Source organism: Vibrio aestuarianus, assembly GCF_012395185.1.
GTDB classification, from domain to species: domain Bacteria; phylum Pseudomonadota; class Gammaproteobacteria; order Enterobacterales; family Vibrionaceae; genus Vibrio; species Vibrio aestuarianus.
Genome location: NZ_JAAZTU010000038.1, coordinates 1 through 17,090, shown reverse-complemented (window position 1 = coordinate 17,090; position 17,090 = coordinate 1). Strand labels below are relative to the sequence as shown.

Here is a 17,090-nt window from a genome sequence, read left to right as displayed (position 1 = left end):
CTCAAAATAATGAGAGGGATAATAAAAAAAATAATGCTTTTTGTTATAGCCCCCATAATGCAACCTTACCTGCTGACAACATGCCAGTAACTATAAGGCTGGAAATTTAACGTGGAGTATTAAAGAAGAATGAGTAAATTTTAAAAGTAGTAGTTGAGTAGCATGCAGGTCTTTGTGTTTTAATATTTAACTCTTATATTTCATGTTGTTATTTGTTTGTTCTATTTGATGGTGACTTGTTTCAATTTAGAGACAGAAAAAAATTCGATCATGATATACATTATTAGCATTGCTATTTATGTTTGGTTGCTAAATTAATTTTATAGGTCTACTCACTAATTCCGAGGTCTAACCATGGAAGGAAAAGTATTAGATAAGCGAAATTCTGAAAAGAAGGTGTTGTTCTTAGGACGGAAAAATATTCATTCTAGGCTTATCCAAAGAGAGCTATGTAAATGTAATAAATTTTCGATAAAACATCAGGATATAGAAAGATTTAGCCAAGATGAGAGCGTGGATGAAATTGCCGTAGTTCTTATCGGTTATGATTATATTAATGATCAGCTATATAACCATTTGCTCTCAGCGATGACCTTAAATCTAAATCTTGTGATTTATAATGTACCGTTAGATCTGTGCACTGAAGAAATTGCGCCATGGGTGTGTTTAAAAGGCATTCTCTATGAAGATGCTCCGGTCGAGCATTTGATTCGATGTGTGGAGTCTGTGGCGAATGGAAATTTGTGGCTGCCACGTGAGTTAATGGCAAGCATGCTCAATCAGCTCAAACCTTATGCTTTGTCTTCTCAACACGGTTTAGAAGAATTGACCAAGCGTGAAAAGCAAATTCTCGATCGTTTAGTATGTGGTCGCTCTAACCTACAGATAGCAAATGAATTATTTGTTGCTGAGAGCACGGTCAAAACACACATCTATAAACTGTATAAGAAGATCAACGTCAACTGCCGCCGCGAAGCAATCAGGTTTGTCCGCCAACATGGTGACGTGGAAGTGCAATTATGAATATCTCATTTTGTAGTTAACTCTTTTCTATTACCAATAGATTCATTATGCAGGGCAGTGCTTTTCAAGCATGCTGATCTTAGTTTTATTTGTGCGGGTGGGTATTACATATACACTAAACACAGCAACGCCCTTAATTATAAGGGCGTTAAAGATTAATGATGAGTACCTAGAAAACTATTCGATGTTTTGGATCTGCTCACGCATTTGTTCAATTAGAACTTTAAGCTCGACGCCGGAGGCAGTAATGTCGGTGCTGATTGACTTTGATGCTAGTGTGTTTGATTCACGGTTGAATTCTTGCATCATAAAGTCGAGTTTACGGCCACATGCGCCACCTTTTTTCATCACATTACGCGCTTCTTTGACGTGAGAATCTAAGCGGTCTAGCTCTTCAGCTACATCTGATTTTTGCGCAAGTAGAATAAGCTCTTGCTCAACGCGCGTGGCATCAAGTTCAATTTTCGCTTCTTCAAACTTGGTAAATAGACGCTCACGTTGCCATTGTAGAATTTCTGGCATGCGCGCGCGTACTTTTACCACTTCATCGCTGATTGCATCAAGGCGTTGTTCAATCAAGGCTTTCATGTTGTCGCCTTCACGGCCACGAGCATCAATAAATTCAGCCACTGCTTCATCAAAAGCCACTAATAATTCTTTATTAATGGTGTCCATATCTTGTTCTGGCGTTTCCATTACACCCGGCCACTGCATGATTTGGAACGGGTTAATACGGCTTAATTCACCAGTTAGATGCATGACCTGATTGGCCGCTTTGATTACTTGGTTGGCTAGCGCTTCGTTAATATTCAACTCACTTTTAGCGGCTGGGTTGGCTTCATAACGTAAGTGACATTCCACTTTACCGCGCGCTAAACGTTTACGAAAACGCTCGCGTAGCACAGGCTCAAGACCACGAAATTGCTCTGGTAGGCGGAAATAGGTTTCAAGATAACGTTGGTTTACCGAGCGAATTTCCCATACAGCAGTGCCCCAGTCACCTTTAACTTCTTTGCGCGCGTACGCGGTCATACTGTAAATCATTGATTTGTCCTTTGCTGACGAAGATGAAATATCAAACGGTAGATATGTTAGCACTAGCTGCTCTTAGGTACTAGGTTCACGACAGACGCTAATCTAGCGCCATGGCGCGTAATCCTATATAATCTTGCCCCAATCGATTCCGTCTCACCCGATAAAAGGTAGATGCACTATGCGTCCAAACGACCGCGCTGCAGATCAAGTTCGCCCAATTAAAATTACTCGCAACTATACCGCTTATGCTGAAGGTTCAGTATTGGTTGAGTTCGGCAATACCAAAGTGTTGTGTAATGCCACTGTTGAAGAAGGGGTTCCTCGCTGGCTAAAAGGTCAGGGTAAAGGTTGGGTTACGGCTGAATACGGCATGTTGCCACGTGCAACACATTCACGTACTCGTCGTGAAGCCGCGAATGGTAAGCAAGGTGGACGTACTATGGAAATCCAACGTCTTATTGCTCGTAGCCTACGTGCTGTGGTTGATTTGGAAGCCATGCCTGAAGTGATGATCACCGTAGACTGTGACGTTATCCAAGCGGATGGCGGTACGCGCACCGCTTCAATCACTGGCGCAAGTGTGGCAATGGCTGACGCTTTTGCTCATTTGGTAGCAAAAGGTAAATTGAAGAAGAACCCAATGAAAGGTCATGTTGCTGCTGTATCGGTTGGTATCTTGGGTGAAAACATCTTATGTGATTTAGAGTACGTGGAAGATTCAGCCGCCGATACCGACATGAATGTGGTGATGACAGAAAACGGTAAGATGATCGAAATTCAAGGTACCGCAGAAGGCGAACCCTTTAGCCACGAAGAGCTGATGGACTTACTCGCCGTTGCCAAGAAAGGCATTGCCGATATTGTTGAGGCGCAGAAAGCGGCTCTGGCAGAATAGTTTATAGCTCCCAATTTGGGGGCTATTTTTTTATCTTCGTCGTATTCGCGCCTTCCGCGTTGTTAACTGCGCTTACTCACCCGAATCACTTACTACACGTAAGCTCACGGGTTTCGTAAGCTTGTTGCCTAGCGGAAAGCACGACTACTTAGAAGATACCTAGAAGAGTTTAAATTAATTAAGTTTTATTGAATAAACGTAGAGGAAGAACATGAAAGCGTACCAGCGTGAATTTATTGAATTTGCACTAGAGAAAGAAGTGTTGAAGTTTGGCGAGTTTACTTTGAAGTCAGGTCGTAAAAGCCCTTATTTCTTTAACGCTGGCTTGTTTAATACTGGGCGTGATTTGGCGCGTTTAGGGCGTTTTTACGCCGCTGCGTTGGTTGACTCTGCTATTGAGTTTGATGTGCTATTTGGCCCTGCGTACAAAGGGATCCCAATTGCGACCACTACCGCAGTGGGGTTAGCTGATCATCATGATGTTGATACGCCATATTGTTTTAACCGTAAAGAAGCGAAAGATCACGGTGAAGGCGGTAACTTAGTGGGTAGCGCATTAGAAGGGCGTATTATGCTGGTGGATGATGTGATCACCGCTGGTACTGCTATTCGTGAGTCAATGGAAATCATTCAAGCTAACGGTGCCGATCTTGCTGGTGTCTTGGTGGCTATTGACCGCCAAGAAAAAGGCAAAGGTGAGCTTTCTGCCATTCAAGAAGTAGAGCGTGATTTTGGTTGCGCGATTATATCGATTGTAAGCTTGACTGATCTTGTGACTTACCTTGAAGAGAAGGGTACGGATGCCGCACACCTTGACGCAGTAAAAGCGTATCGTGCGCAGTACGGAATTTAAGTATTAACTTATTCGCTAATCGCAGAACAACTTATTGAAAAATAGAAGCCCCGAGTTTGTCGCTCGGGGCTTATTTGTTATTAGCTTAGTTATTCTATTGATTAACTTTGATCGCCATGGTGAGAGTTGTCGTAAATTTCCGAGCCATCACGCTGCGTTTTCAACAGTGATAAATTCCACATGTATTGTTCAGGGCGTGGTGTGACTAAATCTTCGATCGCTTTATTCATCGCACGTGCATCTTGTTCTTCGTCACCAGTAGGGAAGTTTTCTAAGGCAGGGAGAATATGCACCTCATACTTACGGGTTTTGTCATTGTACGCGGGTAAAATAGGCACCACTTTCGCTTTTGATAAGCGTGCCATTTTACCAAAGCCTTTTAAGGTCGCCTTTTCGGTGGCAAAGAAAGGGACGAATACAGAGTTGGCTGCGCCAAAATCTTCATCGGGTAGCCAGTAGCCCAGATAACCATCTTTAATTGAACGTACAAACGGCTTGACTCCAGCATCACGCGCAAAAATACGACCACCATATTGCATGCGTTGGACGTGCATTAACCAGTCACCAATAGGGTTGCGCTGTGGTTTCATGATGGTTGTCACTTTGTAACCTTTTGCCGCGAGCATTACGGCAGGGTAATCAACCGCCCAAGCGTGAGGCGCGAGAATAATCACGTTCTCGCCAGCATCTAACAATGGCAATAAGTTTTCTTCACCAATCATGATGCCGCGTTTTTGGTTGTGTTTGGTTGAGCGCACCAAAAACTCCGAATAACCGAGCATGTATTGTGCTGCTTTGACAAACGTTTCTTCCAAAATAGCTTGGCGTTCTTGCGCGGATTTTTCTGGAAAACATTTCTCCAGATTGACTCGAGCTCGGCGTACCACACGGCCATTTTTACGTACTGCAAATGTTGATAATTTTCGTGCTAAACCATCTCGCCATGCTGGGGGCATGAAAGCGAACAGGGCGGCAAAGACAATCCCAAGCCAAGTCCCCCAATGCTTTGGGTGTAAAAAAGACCATTGGAATGTGGGGTTGTGTAGATATTTATCAGTGCTGTTGTCGTTGTTGCTCATTGAAAGCAAAACCTTTTCTAGTTACAAATAGCGAGAGTTAGTTAACGTTTCATCTGGTAAAGATTTGAAACGCTTATGGAGCCACATCCACTGTTCTGGCGCACGTAGAATAACCTCTTCCACGTATTTATTCATGTAGGCCGCAGCAGCGGTCATATCATCTTTAGGGTAGTCTGCATCAATCGATTTGTCGGCGATGATTTCATATTTTCCTTGAGCATTCCTAAAACCAGAGCCAGGAACAATGGCACATTTGCTGGTGTAAGCAAGAATACTGGTCCCTGTTGTGGTACAGGCTTCTTCTACCGCAAAGAAAGGCACAAATACCGATTTGTTGTGGCCATAATCTTGGTCAGGTAAGTAGAAAAGACGCTCGCCTTGTTTTAAAACGCGGATCATCTGTTTTAGGTCGGTACGATAAATAAGCTTATTGCCATTGCGTGTGCGCCCACGATATTGAATGAATTCATAAGCGGGATTGCTATGAGGGCGATACGCACCGTAGCCTGGTAAACCAATCACGCCAAAGGCACGAGCTGTTATTTCTAGGTTAAGCGCATGTACGCAGCACAGCAATACACCTTTGTTTTCAGCCTGCTTACGTTTTAATTCCTCGACATCTTTGATGTCTAAAATTCGTGCAAAACGCCATGTCGGCCAAAACCAAGTGATGCCAGTTTCAATCAGTGCCATGCCAGTATTTTTGAAATTCTCACTAACGATATGATTGATTTCATCGGTGTTTTTCTGTGGAAAAGCGAGTTCCAAATTACGCTGTGCGATGAATACCCGTTTTTTACCAAAACGCATGCCCAACGCACCAAGTTTACGCCCTATTTTGAGTAAAACAGAATAAGGTAGCACGTTCACTAGCAGCGCAAGCAGGCCAAAACTAAACCACACAACCCAATACTTGGGATGTAATAAGGAGAAGCTAAATTCAGGTTTACCGTACTTTTCTTTACTCATAACTTTCTTTCGTTGTTAAACCGCTACTGAATTTGAGCACTAAGCAGTGCCCAGTATTCTTCAAAGTTAGCGGTAGGTTGATATTTAAAATCAGATCGAACAAAGCGATTCAAACTCCCCTCAACTTGACCAAGCAGTTGAGCGGCCAAGATGGTTTCATCAACGGGAAATGACTTTCCTTCACGCAGTTTACGTTCACGCAGTATCTGACGTAGTGAGGTTTCAATGCGTTCAAATAACTGGTTAATGCGCTCGCGCAGACGTTCGTTTTCAAACATTAAAGCATGGCCAGATAAAATGCGTGTTAGGCCGGGGTTGCGCTCTGAAAAGGCTAAGATCAGTTGCAGTACTAAGCGAATGCGGTTGAGGGTATCTTTTTCTTCATCCAAGATGCGATTAATACGCGACATTAATGACTCTTCAATAAACTCAATCAAGCCCTCAAACATACGAGCTTTACTTGGGAAGTGGCGATATAAAGCGGCTTCCGACACCCCCACTTGTTTAGCCAGTTTTGCCGTGGTGATACGAGATGCACCTTCGCTTGATTCGAGCATTTCAGCAAGAGCTTGCAGAATCTCTTCACGACGATTGTTTTTTTTATTGACGGCCATGACCCGATTTCCTTTTAGTTACCACGTGCTTTTTTCAGCGAAGTTATTGTTCGTTAAGCTAGTTAGTTTAACGGACAGCCTTCGGACTGCGTAGCGTAAAAATGAAAATGATTGAACTTGATGATGATTTTAGCACCCAACGTTCTTAAACCGCGACAGTAAGCACGCAAAGAACATTGGGATACATTTACATTTTGTCGTTGATTAATAGCATCAGAGCGCGCGCTAATTCCGCTTTTGAACTTAAAGGTAAAGCTTGTTCGCCACCTTGCCAGTAAACGGTCAACGCATTGTCGTCACTGTTGAAGCCTTGTCCTGCAACAGAAACATCGTTGGCACAGATCATATCCAAATTCTTGTTAATCAGCTTATTGCGTGCGTATTTTTCGACATCTTGTGTTTCTGCGGCAAAGCCAACAGTAAGCGGTCTATGTTCTGTCATTGCTGCAACGCTGGCGACGATATCTGGGTTTTTAACCATCGTCAGCGTCATTTGGTCGCTGTCGTCGGTTTTCTTGATCTTTTGATCGGCAACTATCTGTGGTCTGTAGTCTGCCACTGCCGCGCAACTGATAAACACGTCATGAGATTGAGCATGCTGCATTACCGTTTGATACATGTCGCTCGCGCTTTCTACATCAATACGTTGTACCTGCTGCGGTGTCGCTAAATTGACTGGGCCACTAATTAAGGTCACATCAGCACCAAGTTTGGCAGCCGCTTGGGCAATGGCGTAACCCATTTTTCCTGAACTGTGGTTGGTGATATAGCGCACCGGGTCTATTGCTTCTCGGGTTGGACCTGCGGTAATTAATATGGATTTACCTTGTAAAGGTGAAGTCTGTAGAGAATCGGCTTGGAAAAAAGCTTCGCAATGGTTAACCAACTGCATGGGTTCTAGCATACGACCTGGGCCAATATCACCACACGCTTGTTCACCTGCTGCGGGCCCCCAAATGGTCATACCACGACGTGCAAGTGTTGCAATGTTCTCTTGCGTAGCAATATTACGATACATTTGCTGATTCATCGCTGGAGATACCGCAACAGGGGCATCGGTTGCAAGGATCAAAGTGGTGAGCAAATCATTGCCCATTCCCGCCGCCATGCGTGCAATTAAATCAGCCGTTGCGGGTGCGAGCAGCACTAAATCTGCCCATTTGGCGAGCTCAATATGGCCCATCGACGCTTCTGCTGCTGGGTCAAGCAAGCTATCGGAAACCGGGCGGCCTGACACAGCCTGCATAGTGAGAGGGGTAATGAATTCTTTGGCGGCGTGAGTCATCACTACTTGAACCTGAGCGCCGCGTTCAATCAGACGGCGCGTTAGCTCTGCGCATTTATAGGCAGCGATACCGCCACTAATGCCGAGCAGAATCTTCTTTCCAGCGAGTGTTTGCATGGTCTATCTCCAATATTTCTGCTGGCATATTACCACAACTGACTGACACTGTTAGGTTGTAGAACAAGCATTCAAAATGACGAAAATCAAAATTCAACGTATTGCTATAGTTAAAGTCGCCCAAGAACGTGGTGAGTAAATGGTGTTTGAGTCGGTATAAGTAAAAGAGGCGCATACTAGTGGGGAATTTTAAGCTTTAATAGTTTTATCAATTTCAGCAAACACAATGGTGAATCGCAAATCAAAGAACACCAATTGCGGTTTTCATTTTTTATTGGCTTGAATAGGCCTTGTTTGTTAAACGGAAACTGAACAATGAGCCTTAAACTATTGCCATTGGAATCTATGCCACGTGAAAAATTGCTGGTTCGAGGCCCACAAGCATTGTCCGATGCGGAACTATTAGCCATTTTCTTACGCACTGGCACTCAAGGAATGAATGTTTTAGAGCTTGCAGATTTTTTATTGCGAGAGTTTGGATCACTACGAGCGCTTTTTTCTGCTAATCAGGATCAGTTTTGTCGTCATAAAGGGTTAGGGGAAGCAAAGTTCGTTCAATTACAGGCCGTTTTGGAAATGACCAAGCGTTATTTAGCGGAAACCTTAAAAAGAGGAGACGCATTAACCAGCCCAGAACAAACTAAATTGTATTTGTCGAGCGTATTGCGAGATCGCCAGCGTGAAGCCTTCTATATATTATTTTTAGATAATCAGCATCGCGTGATTAGTGATGAAGTACTATTTGAAGGCACAATTGATGCGGCCAACGTTTATCCGCGCGAAGTCGTAAAAAGAGCGCTACAGCATAATGCCGCGGCATTAATTTTAGCGCACAATCATCCGTCAGGCGTTGCTGAGCCTAGCCAAGCCGATCGCAGAATAACGCGCCGCTTAACCGATGCTCTGGCTGTTGTAGACATCCGTGTCCTCGATCATTTTGTGGTTGGGGATGGAGAGGTGGTTTCTTTTGCAGAAAGAGGGTGGATTTGAATCACATTTTATGTTGTGAGTTAAGATTATTCTGGTATGATTCGCCCACTAAATTATCAACCTAAATCAGCTCTGCTTAAAAAAAGATCACCAAATCCGTAAAAAGGATCTGTTCGGGTCTTGAGCAATGCATGTCAAGTTAGTATAATACGCGACCTTTGATAGCCTTGTATGGATTTTCCATAACGGTTTTTAACCTCAAACTTCTTAATTCATCGAGAAAGAGGTTCGGCCACCAAGGTTGATATCGAGCTGAAACGATTTGGAGAAGACATTCATGTCCCGAGTATGCCAAGTAACTGGTAAGCGTCCAGTAACGGGTAACAACCGTTCACACGCACGAAATGCTACTAAGCGTCGTTTTCTGCCGAACCTACAAACTCATCGTTTCTGGGTAGAGAGCGAAAAACGTTTTGTTAAACTACGTCTAACTGCTAAAGGCATGCGTATTATTGATAAGAAAGGCATCGATGCTGTTCTTGTTGATATCCGTGCACGTGGCGAAAACGTTTAAGAGGAATTGAACAATGGCTAAAGGCATTCGTGAGAAAATTCGACTAATATCTTCTGCAGGTACTGGTCACTTCTACACAACTGACAAGAACAAACGTAACATGCCAGGCAAATTTGAGATCAAGAAATTTGATCCAGTAGTTCGCCAGCACGTTCTTTACAAAGAAGGCAAAATCAAGTAATTGATTTTCCTCTTTGGAAGTATTGAAAGACCCAGCTTAGGCTGGGTTTTTTATTGCCTGTTATTTAGGATATCCCCTTCCTACCTGCAACTTTAAGTGGTTTGGGTATAACTTTGGACGTGATATTGACCACAAACCTCGCCCGCTAGGGAGGGGATAAGAATTTCCGCAGTGGTGAGAGTGTGCTAAGTTATCGATAGAACAACCTTCGCTCGTGGGATTGAGAAGAGAAACTCTTAGGGATAGCCGTCATGCATATTAATCGCCGTCGTTGGAATAACATTCTTATATTGGCCATTGTCGCCTTTATTGCCATTCTTAACTTACCAACCGTGATCAAAACCTATCTTATTGACCCGCCTGTTACCCCATATCCTCATCTATTGAACCCAACAGCACAGTTACAGGCTCTGCATTTTAGCGATTGGTCACTCGAACTGAATCAAAGCCGTTGGCGTTCAAGCCAACCAGTATCGGTGGCGCCTGAAATATTGGCTCAACGCTGGCTAGATTTAGTGGGAACGGAAGTCGATGATGCGACTTATGATTCACTATCTCCTATATTGCGTAATCCACAAACGGTCGAAGTTTGGTATACCGATCAGGAAGAGCCACAAAGGATCACCTATTATCAAACGCCGCAATTTTGGTTATTAAAAAATTGGCAAGACAAATGGATAGCCGTTTCTGCGGATAGGAATTTTCTTTTTCCACAATAAACTTTCGATACCCAAACAACTTGAAGTTGTAGGTAGGTGGCAAGTGAGTTCATTCCCATGAGCATAGATAAACGATGTGATTGGGTGAGCAAACGTAGCCAACACCGCTGCCGCTTCAAGTAGGAAGGAGATATTTTTTATCGTCCGTTGAATCAATACACAGCCGAGAAGTACTATGCCTGAATTACCAGAAGTTGAAGTCAGTAAAATGGGAATTACCCCTCATTTGGTTGGGCAAACTATCCAATTAATGACTTTTCGCACCCCTAAATTGCGTTGGGATATTCCGCAAGAATTGAAACAGTTAGAAGGGCAAGTGATTCGCACCATCTCGCGCCGAGCGAAATATTTGTTAATAGAAACGGACATTGGCAGTGCCATTGTTCATTTGGGCATGTCGGGGTCATTGCGTGTACTCGATTGCGATTTTGCTGCGGGTAAGCATGATCACGTTGATCTCAAACTGACCAATGGTAAAGTTTTGCGCTACAACGATCCACGTCGATTTGGCGCGTGGTTATGGTGTGAAAAAGGGCAAAGTCACTCGGTGCTCAGTAATATTGGGCCTGAACCATTAACCGAAGAATTTAGTGCCGATTATATGCTTCATAAAGCGAAGAGTAAGCGTATTGCCGTTAAACAATTTATTATGGAAAACAAAGTTGTGGTGGGGGTCGGTAATATTTACGCGAGTGAATCACTGTTTAATGCGCGAATCCACCCAACAAGACCTGCCAATTCAATCTCAGAGGGTGAGTGGGTTCGCCTCGTGAGTGAGATAAAATCAGTACTGGCGAGCGCGATACAACAAGGTGGTACCACCTTAAAAGACTTTGCTCAAGCGGATGGTAAACCGGGCTATTTTGCTCAAGAACTCAATGTGTACGGTAAAGCAAAGCGGCCTTGCCTTGTGTGTGGTGAAGCGATTGAAGAGCAAAAAATAGCTCAACGAAATACATTTTTTTGCTCTTATTGCCAAAAGTAGGTTGGACCAATAAGTGTTAGATTTTTTTGCTATGTAGCGCTTTAGCGACGATCTCAGGGACAAATTGATCCACCTCGCCGCCATGGATAGCCACTTCACGCACAATAGTTGAAGAGATAAACGCATACTCTTCAGATGGCGTTAGGAATACGCTTTCTAGCCCTGGCATCAAGCGGCGATACATATTGGTTAAACCAAATTCATACTCGAAATCGACTGTAGTACGCAAACCTCGGATCAGCACATTGGCTTTTTCATTGCGTGCGAAATCGACCATTAACCCTGAAAACCCCTTAGCAGTAACGCTGCCTAGGTGTTGGGTCACTTGGCTGGCAAACGCGACCCGTTCTTCCAAAGTAAACATGGTATTTTTGCTTGGGCTGGCGGCAACCGCGATGATCACCTCATCAAACATGCTGGCGGCACGCTCAATAAGATCTAAATGACCATTGGTAATGGGATCAAAAGTGCCTGGGTAAATAACGCGAGAGATTCTTTTTTGACTCACAACGGAAGACTCATAACAGTTAGCTCGCATTGATAGTAACAAAAAGACTCAAAATAACCTATTGAACTCGGTATGATGTAACCCGCAATAGACAGCGAGACAAAACGAGAGAAGAGACGATGAAGAAGTTGTTGGTGATCCGTAACGACAAAATTGGTGACTTTATGCTGGCATGGCCAAGTTTTGCGATGTTGAAAGCATCGTTGCCTGATTGCCATATTACCGCATTAGTACCCAATTATACGGTAGCTTTGGCAAAGCTTTGCCCATGGATTGATGCAGTGATGGTTGACCCAACAGATAACGCGTCCTCTGCGCAGAAAAAGCAATGCATTCAATCGCTTAAACAGCAACGCTTTGATGCTTCTATCAACCTATTCTCGACCACTTACAATGCACTATTAGTTTGGAAATCTCGTATTCCTTATCGTTTAGCGCCAGCGACTAAATTCGCTCAAATTTTTTACAACAAACGAATTAAGCAAAAACGTTCTCAATCGGCAAAACCGGAATATGAATATAACTTGGATTTGGTGCGTGCTTTTTTACATGATATTGGTAAAGAGGTTGTCGAGCCGAGAGCACCTTATTTGCAATTTGACCAAGCGATGCTTGCTGAACAAAAAAGCAAGCTGGCAGCGCAACTTCATCTCGATACCAGTAAACCGTGGGTGTTTGTACACGCCGGAAGCGGAGGTTCGGCGAATAATTTGTCGCTAGAGCAATACACGCAGTTAGTGATGGGGATTGATGGCGAGAAAGAAATTATCCTTACCGCCGGGCCTGGTGAAGAGGTGAAAGCGGCGCAGTTAAAAGCTTTGATTGAAGAAAAGGGCGGGCGAGCGGCACTGTATGATAAAAATGAAGGGCTTGTTGATTTCTCACGCTCGATTGCTTGCGCTGATATTTTTATAGCAGGCTCAACTGGGCCTTTACATATTGCGGCAGCGATTGATGTACCAACCGTTGGATTTTTCCCCGCCAAACGTTCAGCCACACCACTTCGTTGGCGGCCATTGAACTCACAAGGCCGCCACATTGCATTTTGTCCACCGCAAGCAGCGGACAAAGAAACTCAGGCTGATATGAGCCGCATTGATATTAATGCAGTGTTAGCTGAGCTTAATCCTTGGGTGGCTCAGTACTGGTTCTAACCCATAAATCGGCGTATTTAACAAAGGTTGAGTGCGCCGATAATAAAGAGAGCAAGAAGCCTTGCTTACCATCTAAAAAGCCTGCTTTTACAACATACATTTTCAAAAAACAGCCAATAGCATGCAAAAGACCTTGGCTAATACTGCTTTTTTTACCGCGTTTTTCTCGTTGTTCCGCCCAAGCTTTAGCATAACCAGCGGATTTTACCAAGTAGTGATGAATATCGTTGTAGGTATAGTGAATCGCGTCGCCAGAAAGCTTAGCGACTTTCATTCCATCAGCCACTTCGACTTTTTCGTGTACTAAGGCATCATTGTATTGAGTTAATTGAGTCGGATAGAGGCGTAATACCCGATCAGGATACCAGCCACAATGACGGATATAGCGGCCAAAAACCCAACTTAAACGGGCAAATTGATACAGTGTATTGGGTTTATTAGCAGCGACCGCTTGTTGAATACTATCTTTTAACTCCTTGGTCACGCGTTCATCTGCATCTAACCACAACACATAATCAGACTCGACATACGACTGCGCTAAGCGGCGCTGTGGGCCAAACCCGGGCCACTGCGAGTTGACAAAAAACTTGTCAGTATAACGGCGTGCAATCTCTTCGGTATTATCACTGCTACCTGAATCTAAGACGACGATTTCATCTACCCATTGATGAACAGTTTCCAAGCAAGCTTGCAGATGTTGCGCTTCATTTTTAACGATCAGCGCAACGGCTAAAGTAGGTTTGCTCACAATAATTCCTCTGAAATTGGGGCTAGCTGAAAATCAGTGACCATTTTATCGAACATTTGGATCACATTGTGCGGTTGAATGCGTTGCATCGCTTGTTTGTCTTTTACGCGGGTACGCCAACTTACTTGGTCTTTCGTTTTGCCCGTTTCTGCAAGCAGAGCTTCTTCATAGGCCGACACCACATAATCGCGGTATTGATAAGGCCCAGTACGCTGTGGATTATGGTGTGCATACAACCCCAATACAGGTGTATTCATCGCATTGGCCATGTGCGTTGGGCCTGTATCTGGGGCTATCACTAAATCGGCGAAGTCGAGTAGGGCCAACATCTCTTTAAGCTGGCTTTTGCCGACTAGATTAAATATCGGCTGAGTAAGTTTACTCGTTATTTTGGCCGCTAGATCAATTTCAATTTGCGCAGGGCTACCCGCTAAAATGACATGCCAACCGAGTTGTTGAGCATGAGTTATCACTTCTACATAACCTTCAGCGGTCCAATTTTTATAGGCCTTACTCGCGGCAGGAACCACGACTAAATTACGCTTTGAATCTGAAAGTTGCAGCTTAGCCCATTGATGATCAGAATCCGAGTAAGTTAGTGACCACTTAGGTTCTTGTTTTTTGACTCCAAGGCACTCTGCAAACGCGAGTAAGCCATCTAATACATGAGGTGCTTGAGGCGATGTCACTTTTACATTGGTAAATAGGTGTTGGAAATCTTGGCTGCGGGCTACATCAAAACCGAGTTTATATTTAGCCTTAATGCCAAGCGTGGCAATACTGGCGCGAAACGCATATTGCATATGCAATAGGGCATCGAATGATTGCCCTTTGAGTTCTGCCCACAGTTTTTTATACGCTTTCCACCCTTGTTTTTTGTCGAATACAATCACGCTCACATTCGGCAAGTCATTAATCAATTGTGCTTCTAGCTTTCCGGTGATCCATGTGATTTGGGTTTCAGGCCATTGATGTTGAATCGCCTGCACAGCGGCTACTGCATTGCAAACATCACCAATCGCTGACAGTCGTAATACACAAATAGAGCGAGGAGCGGAAGAAAAAAGAGCCATAAGTGACATCGGTATAGAGAAAGTTAGTAAGAATTATGCAGACAGCGCTGATAAATGTAAAATACCAAGAGAAATGGTTGGGTTAAGTTGATACCGTTATGGCAAAAGTGGAACAATGAAAACGCTGAAAAAAGAGAATCAAACGATTTGGTATAACGAACATTTGTTAGCGGAAAATCCTCTGCATTGTTTCAGTCCCGAATTTTGGCAACAAGCCGGTAAAGTGATTGGGAGTGCTACTGGACGTGGTACAACATGGTTTGTACAAGCTGAAAAGGTAGAGGCTGCACTACGCCATTATAAGCGTGGTGGATTGTTCGGTAAGTTAGTGAGTGACCACTACCTTTTTTCAGGTTGGCAGAAAACTCGTAGTTTTCAAGAATTCGAATTACTCAATACACTGATAGAGGCTGGGGTGAATGTTCCACGGCCGATTGCAGCGCGAGCAGTGAAGCGCACTTTTTGTTATCAAGCAGATTTACTCAGCGAAAAAATCCCGAACGCCCGCGATCTGGTGTCTATTTTACAAGAATGTCCATTATCAACTGAGATGTATGAGAAAATCGGTCGAGAAATCCGCAAAATGCACGATGCACAAGTCAATCACACCGATCTCAATATTCATAACATCTTAATTGATAAGCAAGATAGGGTATGGATTATTGATTTTGATAAATGTTATCAGCAGGGCGGGAATAGCTGGAAACAAGGAAATCTGGAACGATTGAAGCGATCGTTTGAGAAAGAAGTGGGTAGGCGAGGGATTCATTGGTCTCAAAGTGACTTTCTCATCTTATTTTCAACATACAAAGGATAGATATGAGATTTATTGTTAGCCGTTTGCAGCGCTTCCGTGATGTTGTTAGAAGACAGCTAGGCGTTTGGTTATTTGATAAAAAGAAAGTAACCAATTTTGATTTAGTTAATACTAAGAGCATTCTATTTATCCGTAATGATGCAAAACTAGGCGATGCTATTGTTTCTTCTGGGGTACTCAAGAAACTTAAAAAGTACCGCCCAGAAATAAAAATTAAAGTGCTGACTACCTCTGCGATGGCCCCCCTGTTCGAAGAACATTTTGGTGTTGATCAAGTCGTTCATCTCAGTAAGCGACCGTCATACAGTGAAATGAAAGACGTTTGTGAGCAAGTAGGGTCGGTCGATGTAGTCGTTTCTTTAAATCTTGATATGAAGATGAAGGATATTTATTTACTGAACAAGTTAAAGTCTAAAATAAATATTGGCCTAGACTCTAATTTAAATTTGATTAATTTCAATGTTTCTAATGATATTATAAATATGCATTATGCTGATAAGTTTAACTATATTGCGACTCTGTTAGGGATTGATGAGCCGGCTGAAAATTATATAGTTCCTCTTATTCCCTCCTCTATGGAAAAAGCACAAAAATTTTTGAGTGAAAATAATATTGATAAATTTGTGCTAATTAACCCTTTTGGTAGTGGTAACGAAAGGAAGCTGAACAAGGACTCGATAAATAAAATCATTAGTGCAATCAAAGAGTGGGATAAGTCCTTGAGAGTCGTTCTATTATCATCCCCTGATACAAGAGAGCTTTTAGAGTCTATGTCTCTTACTAGCACAACAGTTCACCATTTTGGCCAGAGTGAGTCGATATATGATGCAATTGCTATGGTTGAAAAGGCTAAATTGGTGGTTTCTGTAGATACTTCTATTGTTCATATTGCCAGTGGAATGGATAAACCACAATTGTCTATCTATAGTAGTGATGAAATTAATTATAATAATTGGCATCCTAATTCTAGTTTAGCTAAGGTTATAGCCACAACTTGTTCAATTAATAATATTGAAAGCTCTTCGGTATCAGGTATTATTAAACAGCAGTTAGAGAGTTAAATATATGAGAATATTATTTATATGTCCAAATTGGGCTGGTTTAGCAACACCAATAATAGATGAAATGATACTGCAAGGACATGATGTTATCCACTTGGATCATGGTGATTTTTCTAACTTCAAATATTTTAATCTTAGCCACAGAATACTATCAAAAATATATCAGCTATTAACTAAAGAAAGTTATAAACATCGAGTTACAGATTTAGATATTACTAGAACAATAAATTCATTTTTTATTGCTAGGTCAAATTTTGATGTTGTTATTATTACCGAGCCTAGTTTATTTAAACGTGAACATCTTGAAGTAATAAAGTTGCATTGTACATACCTTGTTGCAACTCTGTGGGATAGTTTAACCAAGTCTGAAAGAAGCAAAGATAACTTAGATTTGTTTAATATGGTGTTTAGTTATGACCAAGAAGATTGTGATAGGTATAATCTTATTAAAATTAGTAATTATCTTGATC

20 protein-coding genes are annotated in these 17,090 nt (G+C 42.7%); 12 read left to right on the top strand and 8 right to left on the bottom strand.

From position 1 onward, the window contains the following. The first annotated feature begins 354 nt into the window (after positions 1-354). The gene (locus tag HGG78_RS15645; protein ID WP_172533450.1) at positions 355-1,023 is read left to right on the top strand and encodes a response regulator transcription factor; all 669 of its coding nucleotides are present in this window, start codon (positions 355-357) and stop codon (positions 1,021-1,023) included. A 177-nt stretch (positions 1,024-1,200) separates the two neighbouring features. Here HGG78_RS15645 and HGG78_RS15640 read toward each other — a convergent pair whose 3' ends face one another. Further along, the gene (locus HGG78_RS15640) at positions 1,201-2,067 is read right to left on the bottom strand and encodes a YicC/YloC family endoribonuclease (protein WP_168524731.1); all 867 of its coding nucleotides are present in this window, start codon (positions 2,065-2,067) and stop codon (positions 1,201-1,203) included. 169 nt (positions 2,068-2,236) lie between these two features. Between HGG78_RS15640 and rph the strand changes: the two genes are divergently transcribed. Further along, positions 2,237-2,953: a ribonuclease PH gene (rph, locus tag HGG78_RS15635; RefSeq protein WP_053309718.1), complete on the top strand. Its 717-nt coding sequence runs from the start codon at positions 2,237-2,239 to the stop codon at positions 2,951-2,953. A 211-nt stretch (positions 2,954-3,164) separates the two neighbouring features. Next, positions 3,165-3,806, top strand: a complete 642-nt coding sequence (gene pyrE / locus HGG78_RS15630; protein ID WP_172533449.1) for an orotate phosphoribosyltransferase — start codon at positions 3,165-3,167, stop codon at positions 3,804-3,806. A gap of 101 nt (positions 3,807-3,907) precedes the next feature. Here pyrE and lpxM read toward each other — a convergent pair whose 3' ends face one another. The 4 genes from lpxM to coaBC form a co-directional block, all read right to left on the bottom strand. Continuing rightward, a complete protein-coding gene (lpxM, locus tag HGG78_RS15625; RefSeq protein ID WP_172533448.1) occupies positions 3,908-4,885 on the bottom strand; it encodes a lauroyl-Kdo(2)-lipid IV(A) myristoyltransferase in 978 nt (325 codons plus the stop codon). Between the two features lie 21 nt (positions 4,886-4,906). Next, positions 4,907-5,854 carry a Kdo(2)-lipid IV(A) acyltransferase gene (locus HGG78_RS15620; RefSeq protein ID WP_171980915.1) on the bottom strand — a complete coding sequence of 316 codons (948 nt, stop codon included), beginning with the start codon at positions 5,852-5,854 and terminating at the stop codon, positions 4,907-4,909. A gap of 23 nt (positions 5,855-5,877) precedes the next feature. Next, complete coding sequence (gene slmA / locus HGG78_RS15615; protein WP_053309714.1) at positions 5,878-6,468, bottom strand: nucleoid occlusion factor SlmA; 591 nt, start codon at positions 6,466-6,468, stop codon at positions 5,878-5,880. Positions 6,469-6,655: 187 nt separating this feature from the next. Continuing rightward, entirely contained in the window at positions 6,656-7,870 is a 1,215-nt protein-coding gene (coaBC, locus tag HGG78_RS15610; RefSeq protein WP_172533447.1) for a bifunctional phosphopantothenoylcysteine decarboxylase/phosphopantothenate--cysteine ligase CoaBC, read from the bottom strand. A 315-nt stretch (positions 7,871-8,185) separates the two neighbouring features. On the opposite strand from coaBC, the gene radC reads away from it, so the two are divergent. The 5 genes from radC (at position 8,186) to mutM (ending at position 11,259) form a co-directional block, all read left to right on the top strand. Further along, complete coding sequence (radC, locus tag HGG78_RS15605; RefSeq protein ID WP_053309712.1) at positions 8,186-8,860, top strand: RadC family protein; 675 nt, start codon at positions 8,186-8,188, stop codon at positions 8,858-8,860. A 277-nt stretch (positions 8,861-9,137) separates the two neighbouring features. After that, on the top strand, positions 9,138-9,374 hold the full coding sequence (gene rpmB / locus HGG78_RS15600; RefSeq protein WP_004728407.1) for a 50S ribosomal protein L28: 237 nt from the start codon (positions 9,138-9,140) through the stop codon (positions 9,372-9,374). A 13-nt stretch (positions 9,375-9,387) separates the two neighbouring features. Beyond that, on the top strand, positions 9,388-9,555 hold the full coding sequence (gene rpmG, locus HGG78_RS15595) for a 50S ribosomal protein L33 (RefSeq protein ID WP_010318992.1): 168 nt from the start codon (positions 9,388-9,390) through the stop codon (positions 9,553-9,555). 251 nt (positions 9,556-9,806) lie between these two features. Next, positions 9,807-10,274, top strand: a complete 468-nt coding sequence (locus HGG78_RS15590; RefSeq protein WP_172533446.1) for a hypothetical protein — start codon at positions 9,807-9,809, stop codon at positions 10,272-10,274. Positions 10,275-10,449: 175 nt separating this feature from the next. After that, complete coding sequence (mutM, locus tag HGG78_RS15585; protein ID WP_172533445.1) at positions 10,450-11,259, top strand: bifunctional DNA-formamidopyrimidine glycosylase/DNA-(apurinic or apyrimidinic site) lyase; 810 nt, start codon at positions 10,450-10,452, stop codon at positions 11,257-11,259. Between the two features lie 16 nt (positions 11,260-11,275). Here mutM and coaD read toward each other — a convergent pair whose 3' ends face one another. Next, entirely contained in the window at positions 11,276-11,767 is a 492-nt protein-coding gene (coaD, locus tag HGG78_RS15580; protein WP_168787086.1) for a pantetheine-phosphate adenylyltransferase, read from the bottom strand. Between the two features lie 119 nt (positions 11,768-11,886). Here coaD and HGG78_RS15575 point away from each other — a divergent pair, with 119 nt between their 5' ends. Continuing rightward, the gene (locus tag HGG78_RS15575) at positions 11,887-12,921 is read left to right on the top strand and encodes a glycosyltransferase family 9 protein (RefSeq protein WP_172533444.1); all 1,035 of its coding nucleotides are present in this window, start codon (positions 11,887-11,889) and stop codon (positions 12,919-12,921) included. Here the strand turns inward: HGG78_RS15575 and HGG78_RS15570 are convergent. Next, a complete protein-coding gene (locus tag HGG78_RS15570; RefSeq protein ID WP_053309707.1) occupies positions 12,890-13,675 on the bottom strand; it encodes a glycosyltransferase family 2 protein in 786 nt (261 codons plus the stop codon). The genes HGG78_RS15575 and HGG78_RS15570 overlap by 32 nt on opposite strands. Continuing rightward, positions 13,666-14,742, bottom strand: a complete 1,077-nt coding sequence (locus tag HGG78_RS15565; protein ID WP_172533443.1) for a glycosyltransferase family 9 protein — start codon at positions 14,740-14,742, stop codon at positions 13,666-13,668. The genes HGG78_RS15570 and HGG78_RS15565 overlap by 10 nt, the downstream gene beginning before the upstream one ends. A 115-nt stretch (positions 14,743-14,857) precedes the next feature. Between HGG78_RS15565 and HGG78_RS15560 the strand changes: the two genes are divergently transcribed. The 3 genes from HGG78_RS15560 to HGG78_RS15550 all read left to right on the top strand — a co-directional run. Continuing rightward, a complete protein-coding gene (locus HGG78_RS15560) occupies positions 14,858-15,559 on the top strand; it encodes a 3-deoxy-D-manno-octulosonic acid kinase (protein ID WP_172533442.1) in 702 nt (233 codons plus the stop codon). A 2-nt stretch (positions 15,560-15,561) separates the two neighbouring features. Continuing rightward, positions 15,562-16,620 carry a glycosyltransferase family 9 protein gene (locus HGG78_RS15555; protein WP_172533441.1) on the top strand — a complete coding sequence of 353 codons (1,059 nt, stop codon included), beginning with the start codon at positions 15,562-15,564 and terminating at the stop codon, positions 16,618-16,620. A gap of 4 nt (positions 16,621-16,624) precedes the next feature. Then, positions 16,625-17,090: WaaS/CpsH family glycosyltransferase (locus HGG78_RS15550; protein ID WP_479681633.1), on the top strand; the 466-nt coding region annotated here is incomplete at its 3' end.

Coding starts and splice junctions, on each gene's coding strand:
- HGG78_RS15645 (WP_172533450.1), top strand. CDS start 355: ATGGAAGGAAAAGTATTAGATAAGCGAAATTCTGAAAAGAAGGTGTTG.
- HGG78_RS15640 (WP_168524731.1), bottom strand. CDS start 2,067: ATGATTTACAGTATGACCGCGTACGCGCGCAAAGAAGTTAAAGGTGAC.
- rph (WP_053309718.1), top strand. CDS start 2,237: ATGCGTCCAAACGACCGCGCTGCAGATCAAGTTCGCCCAATTAAAATT.
- pyrE (WP_172533449.1), top strand. CDS start 3,165: ATGAAAGCGTACCAGCGTGAATTTATTGAATTTGCACTAGAGAAAGAA.
- lpxM (WP_172533448.1), bottom strand. CDS start 4,885: ATGAGCAACAACGACAACAGCACTGATAAATATCTACACAACCCCACA.
- HGG78_RS15620 (WP_171980915.1), bottom strand. CDS start 5,854: ATGAGTAAAGAAAAGTACGGTAAACCTGAATTTAGCTTCTCCTTATTA.
- slmA (WP_053309714.1), bottom strand. CDS start 6,468: ATGGCCGTCAATAAAAAAAACAATCGTCGTGAAGAGATTCTGCAAGCT.
- coaBC (WP_172533447.1), bottom strand. CDS start 7,870: ATGCAAACACTCGCTGGAAAGAAGATTCTGCTCGGCATTAGTGGCGGT.
- radC (WP_053309712.1), top strand. CDS start 8,186: ATGAGCCTTAAACTATTGCCATTGGAATCTATGCCACGTGAAAAATTG.
- rpmB (WP_004728407.1), top strand. CDS start 9,138: ATGTCCCGAGTATGCCAAGTAACTGGTAAGCGTCCAGTAACGGGTAAC.
- rpmG (WP_010318992.1), top strand. CDS start 9,388: ATGGCTAAAGGCATTCGTGAGAAAATTCGACTAATATCTTCTGCAGGT.
- HGG78_RS15590 (WP_172533446.1), top strand. CDS start 9,807: ATGCATATTAATCGCCGTCGTTGGAATAACATTCTTATATTGGCCATT.
- mutM (WP_172533445.1), top strand. CDS start 10,450: ATGCCTGAATTACCAGAAGTTGAAGTCAGTAAAATGGGAATTACCCCT.
- HGG78_RS15575 (WP_172533444.1), top strand. CDS start 11,887: ATGAAGAAGTTGTTGGTGATCCGTAACGACAAAATTGGTGACTTTATG.
- HGG78_RS15565 (WP_172533443.1), bottom strand. CDS start 14,742: ATGGCTCTTTTTTCTTCCGCTCCTCGCTCTATTTGTGTATTACGACTG.
- HGG78_RS15560 (WP_172533442.1), top strand. CDS start 14,858: ATGAAAACGCTGAAAAAAGAGAATCAAACGATTTGGTATAACGAACAT.
- HGG78_RS15555 (WP_172533441.1), top strand. CDS start 15,562: ATGAGATTTATTGTTAGCCGTTTGCAGCGCTTCCGTGATGTTGTTAGA.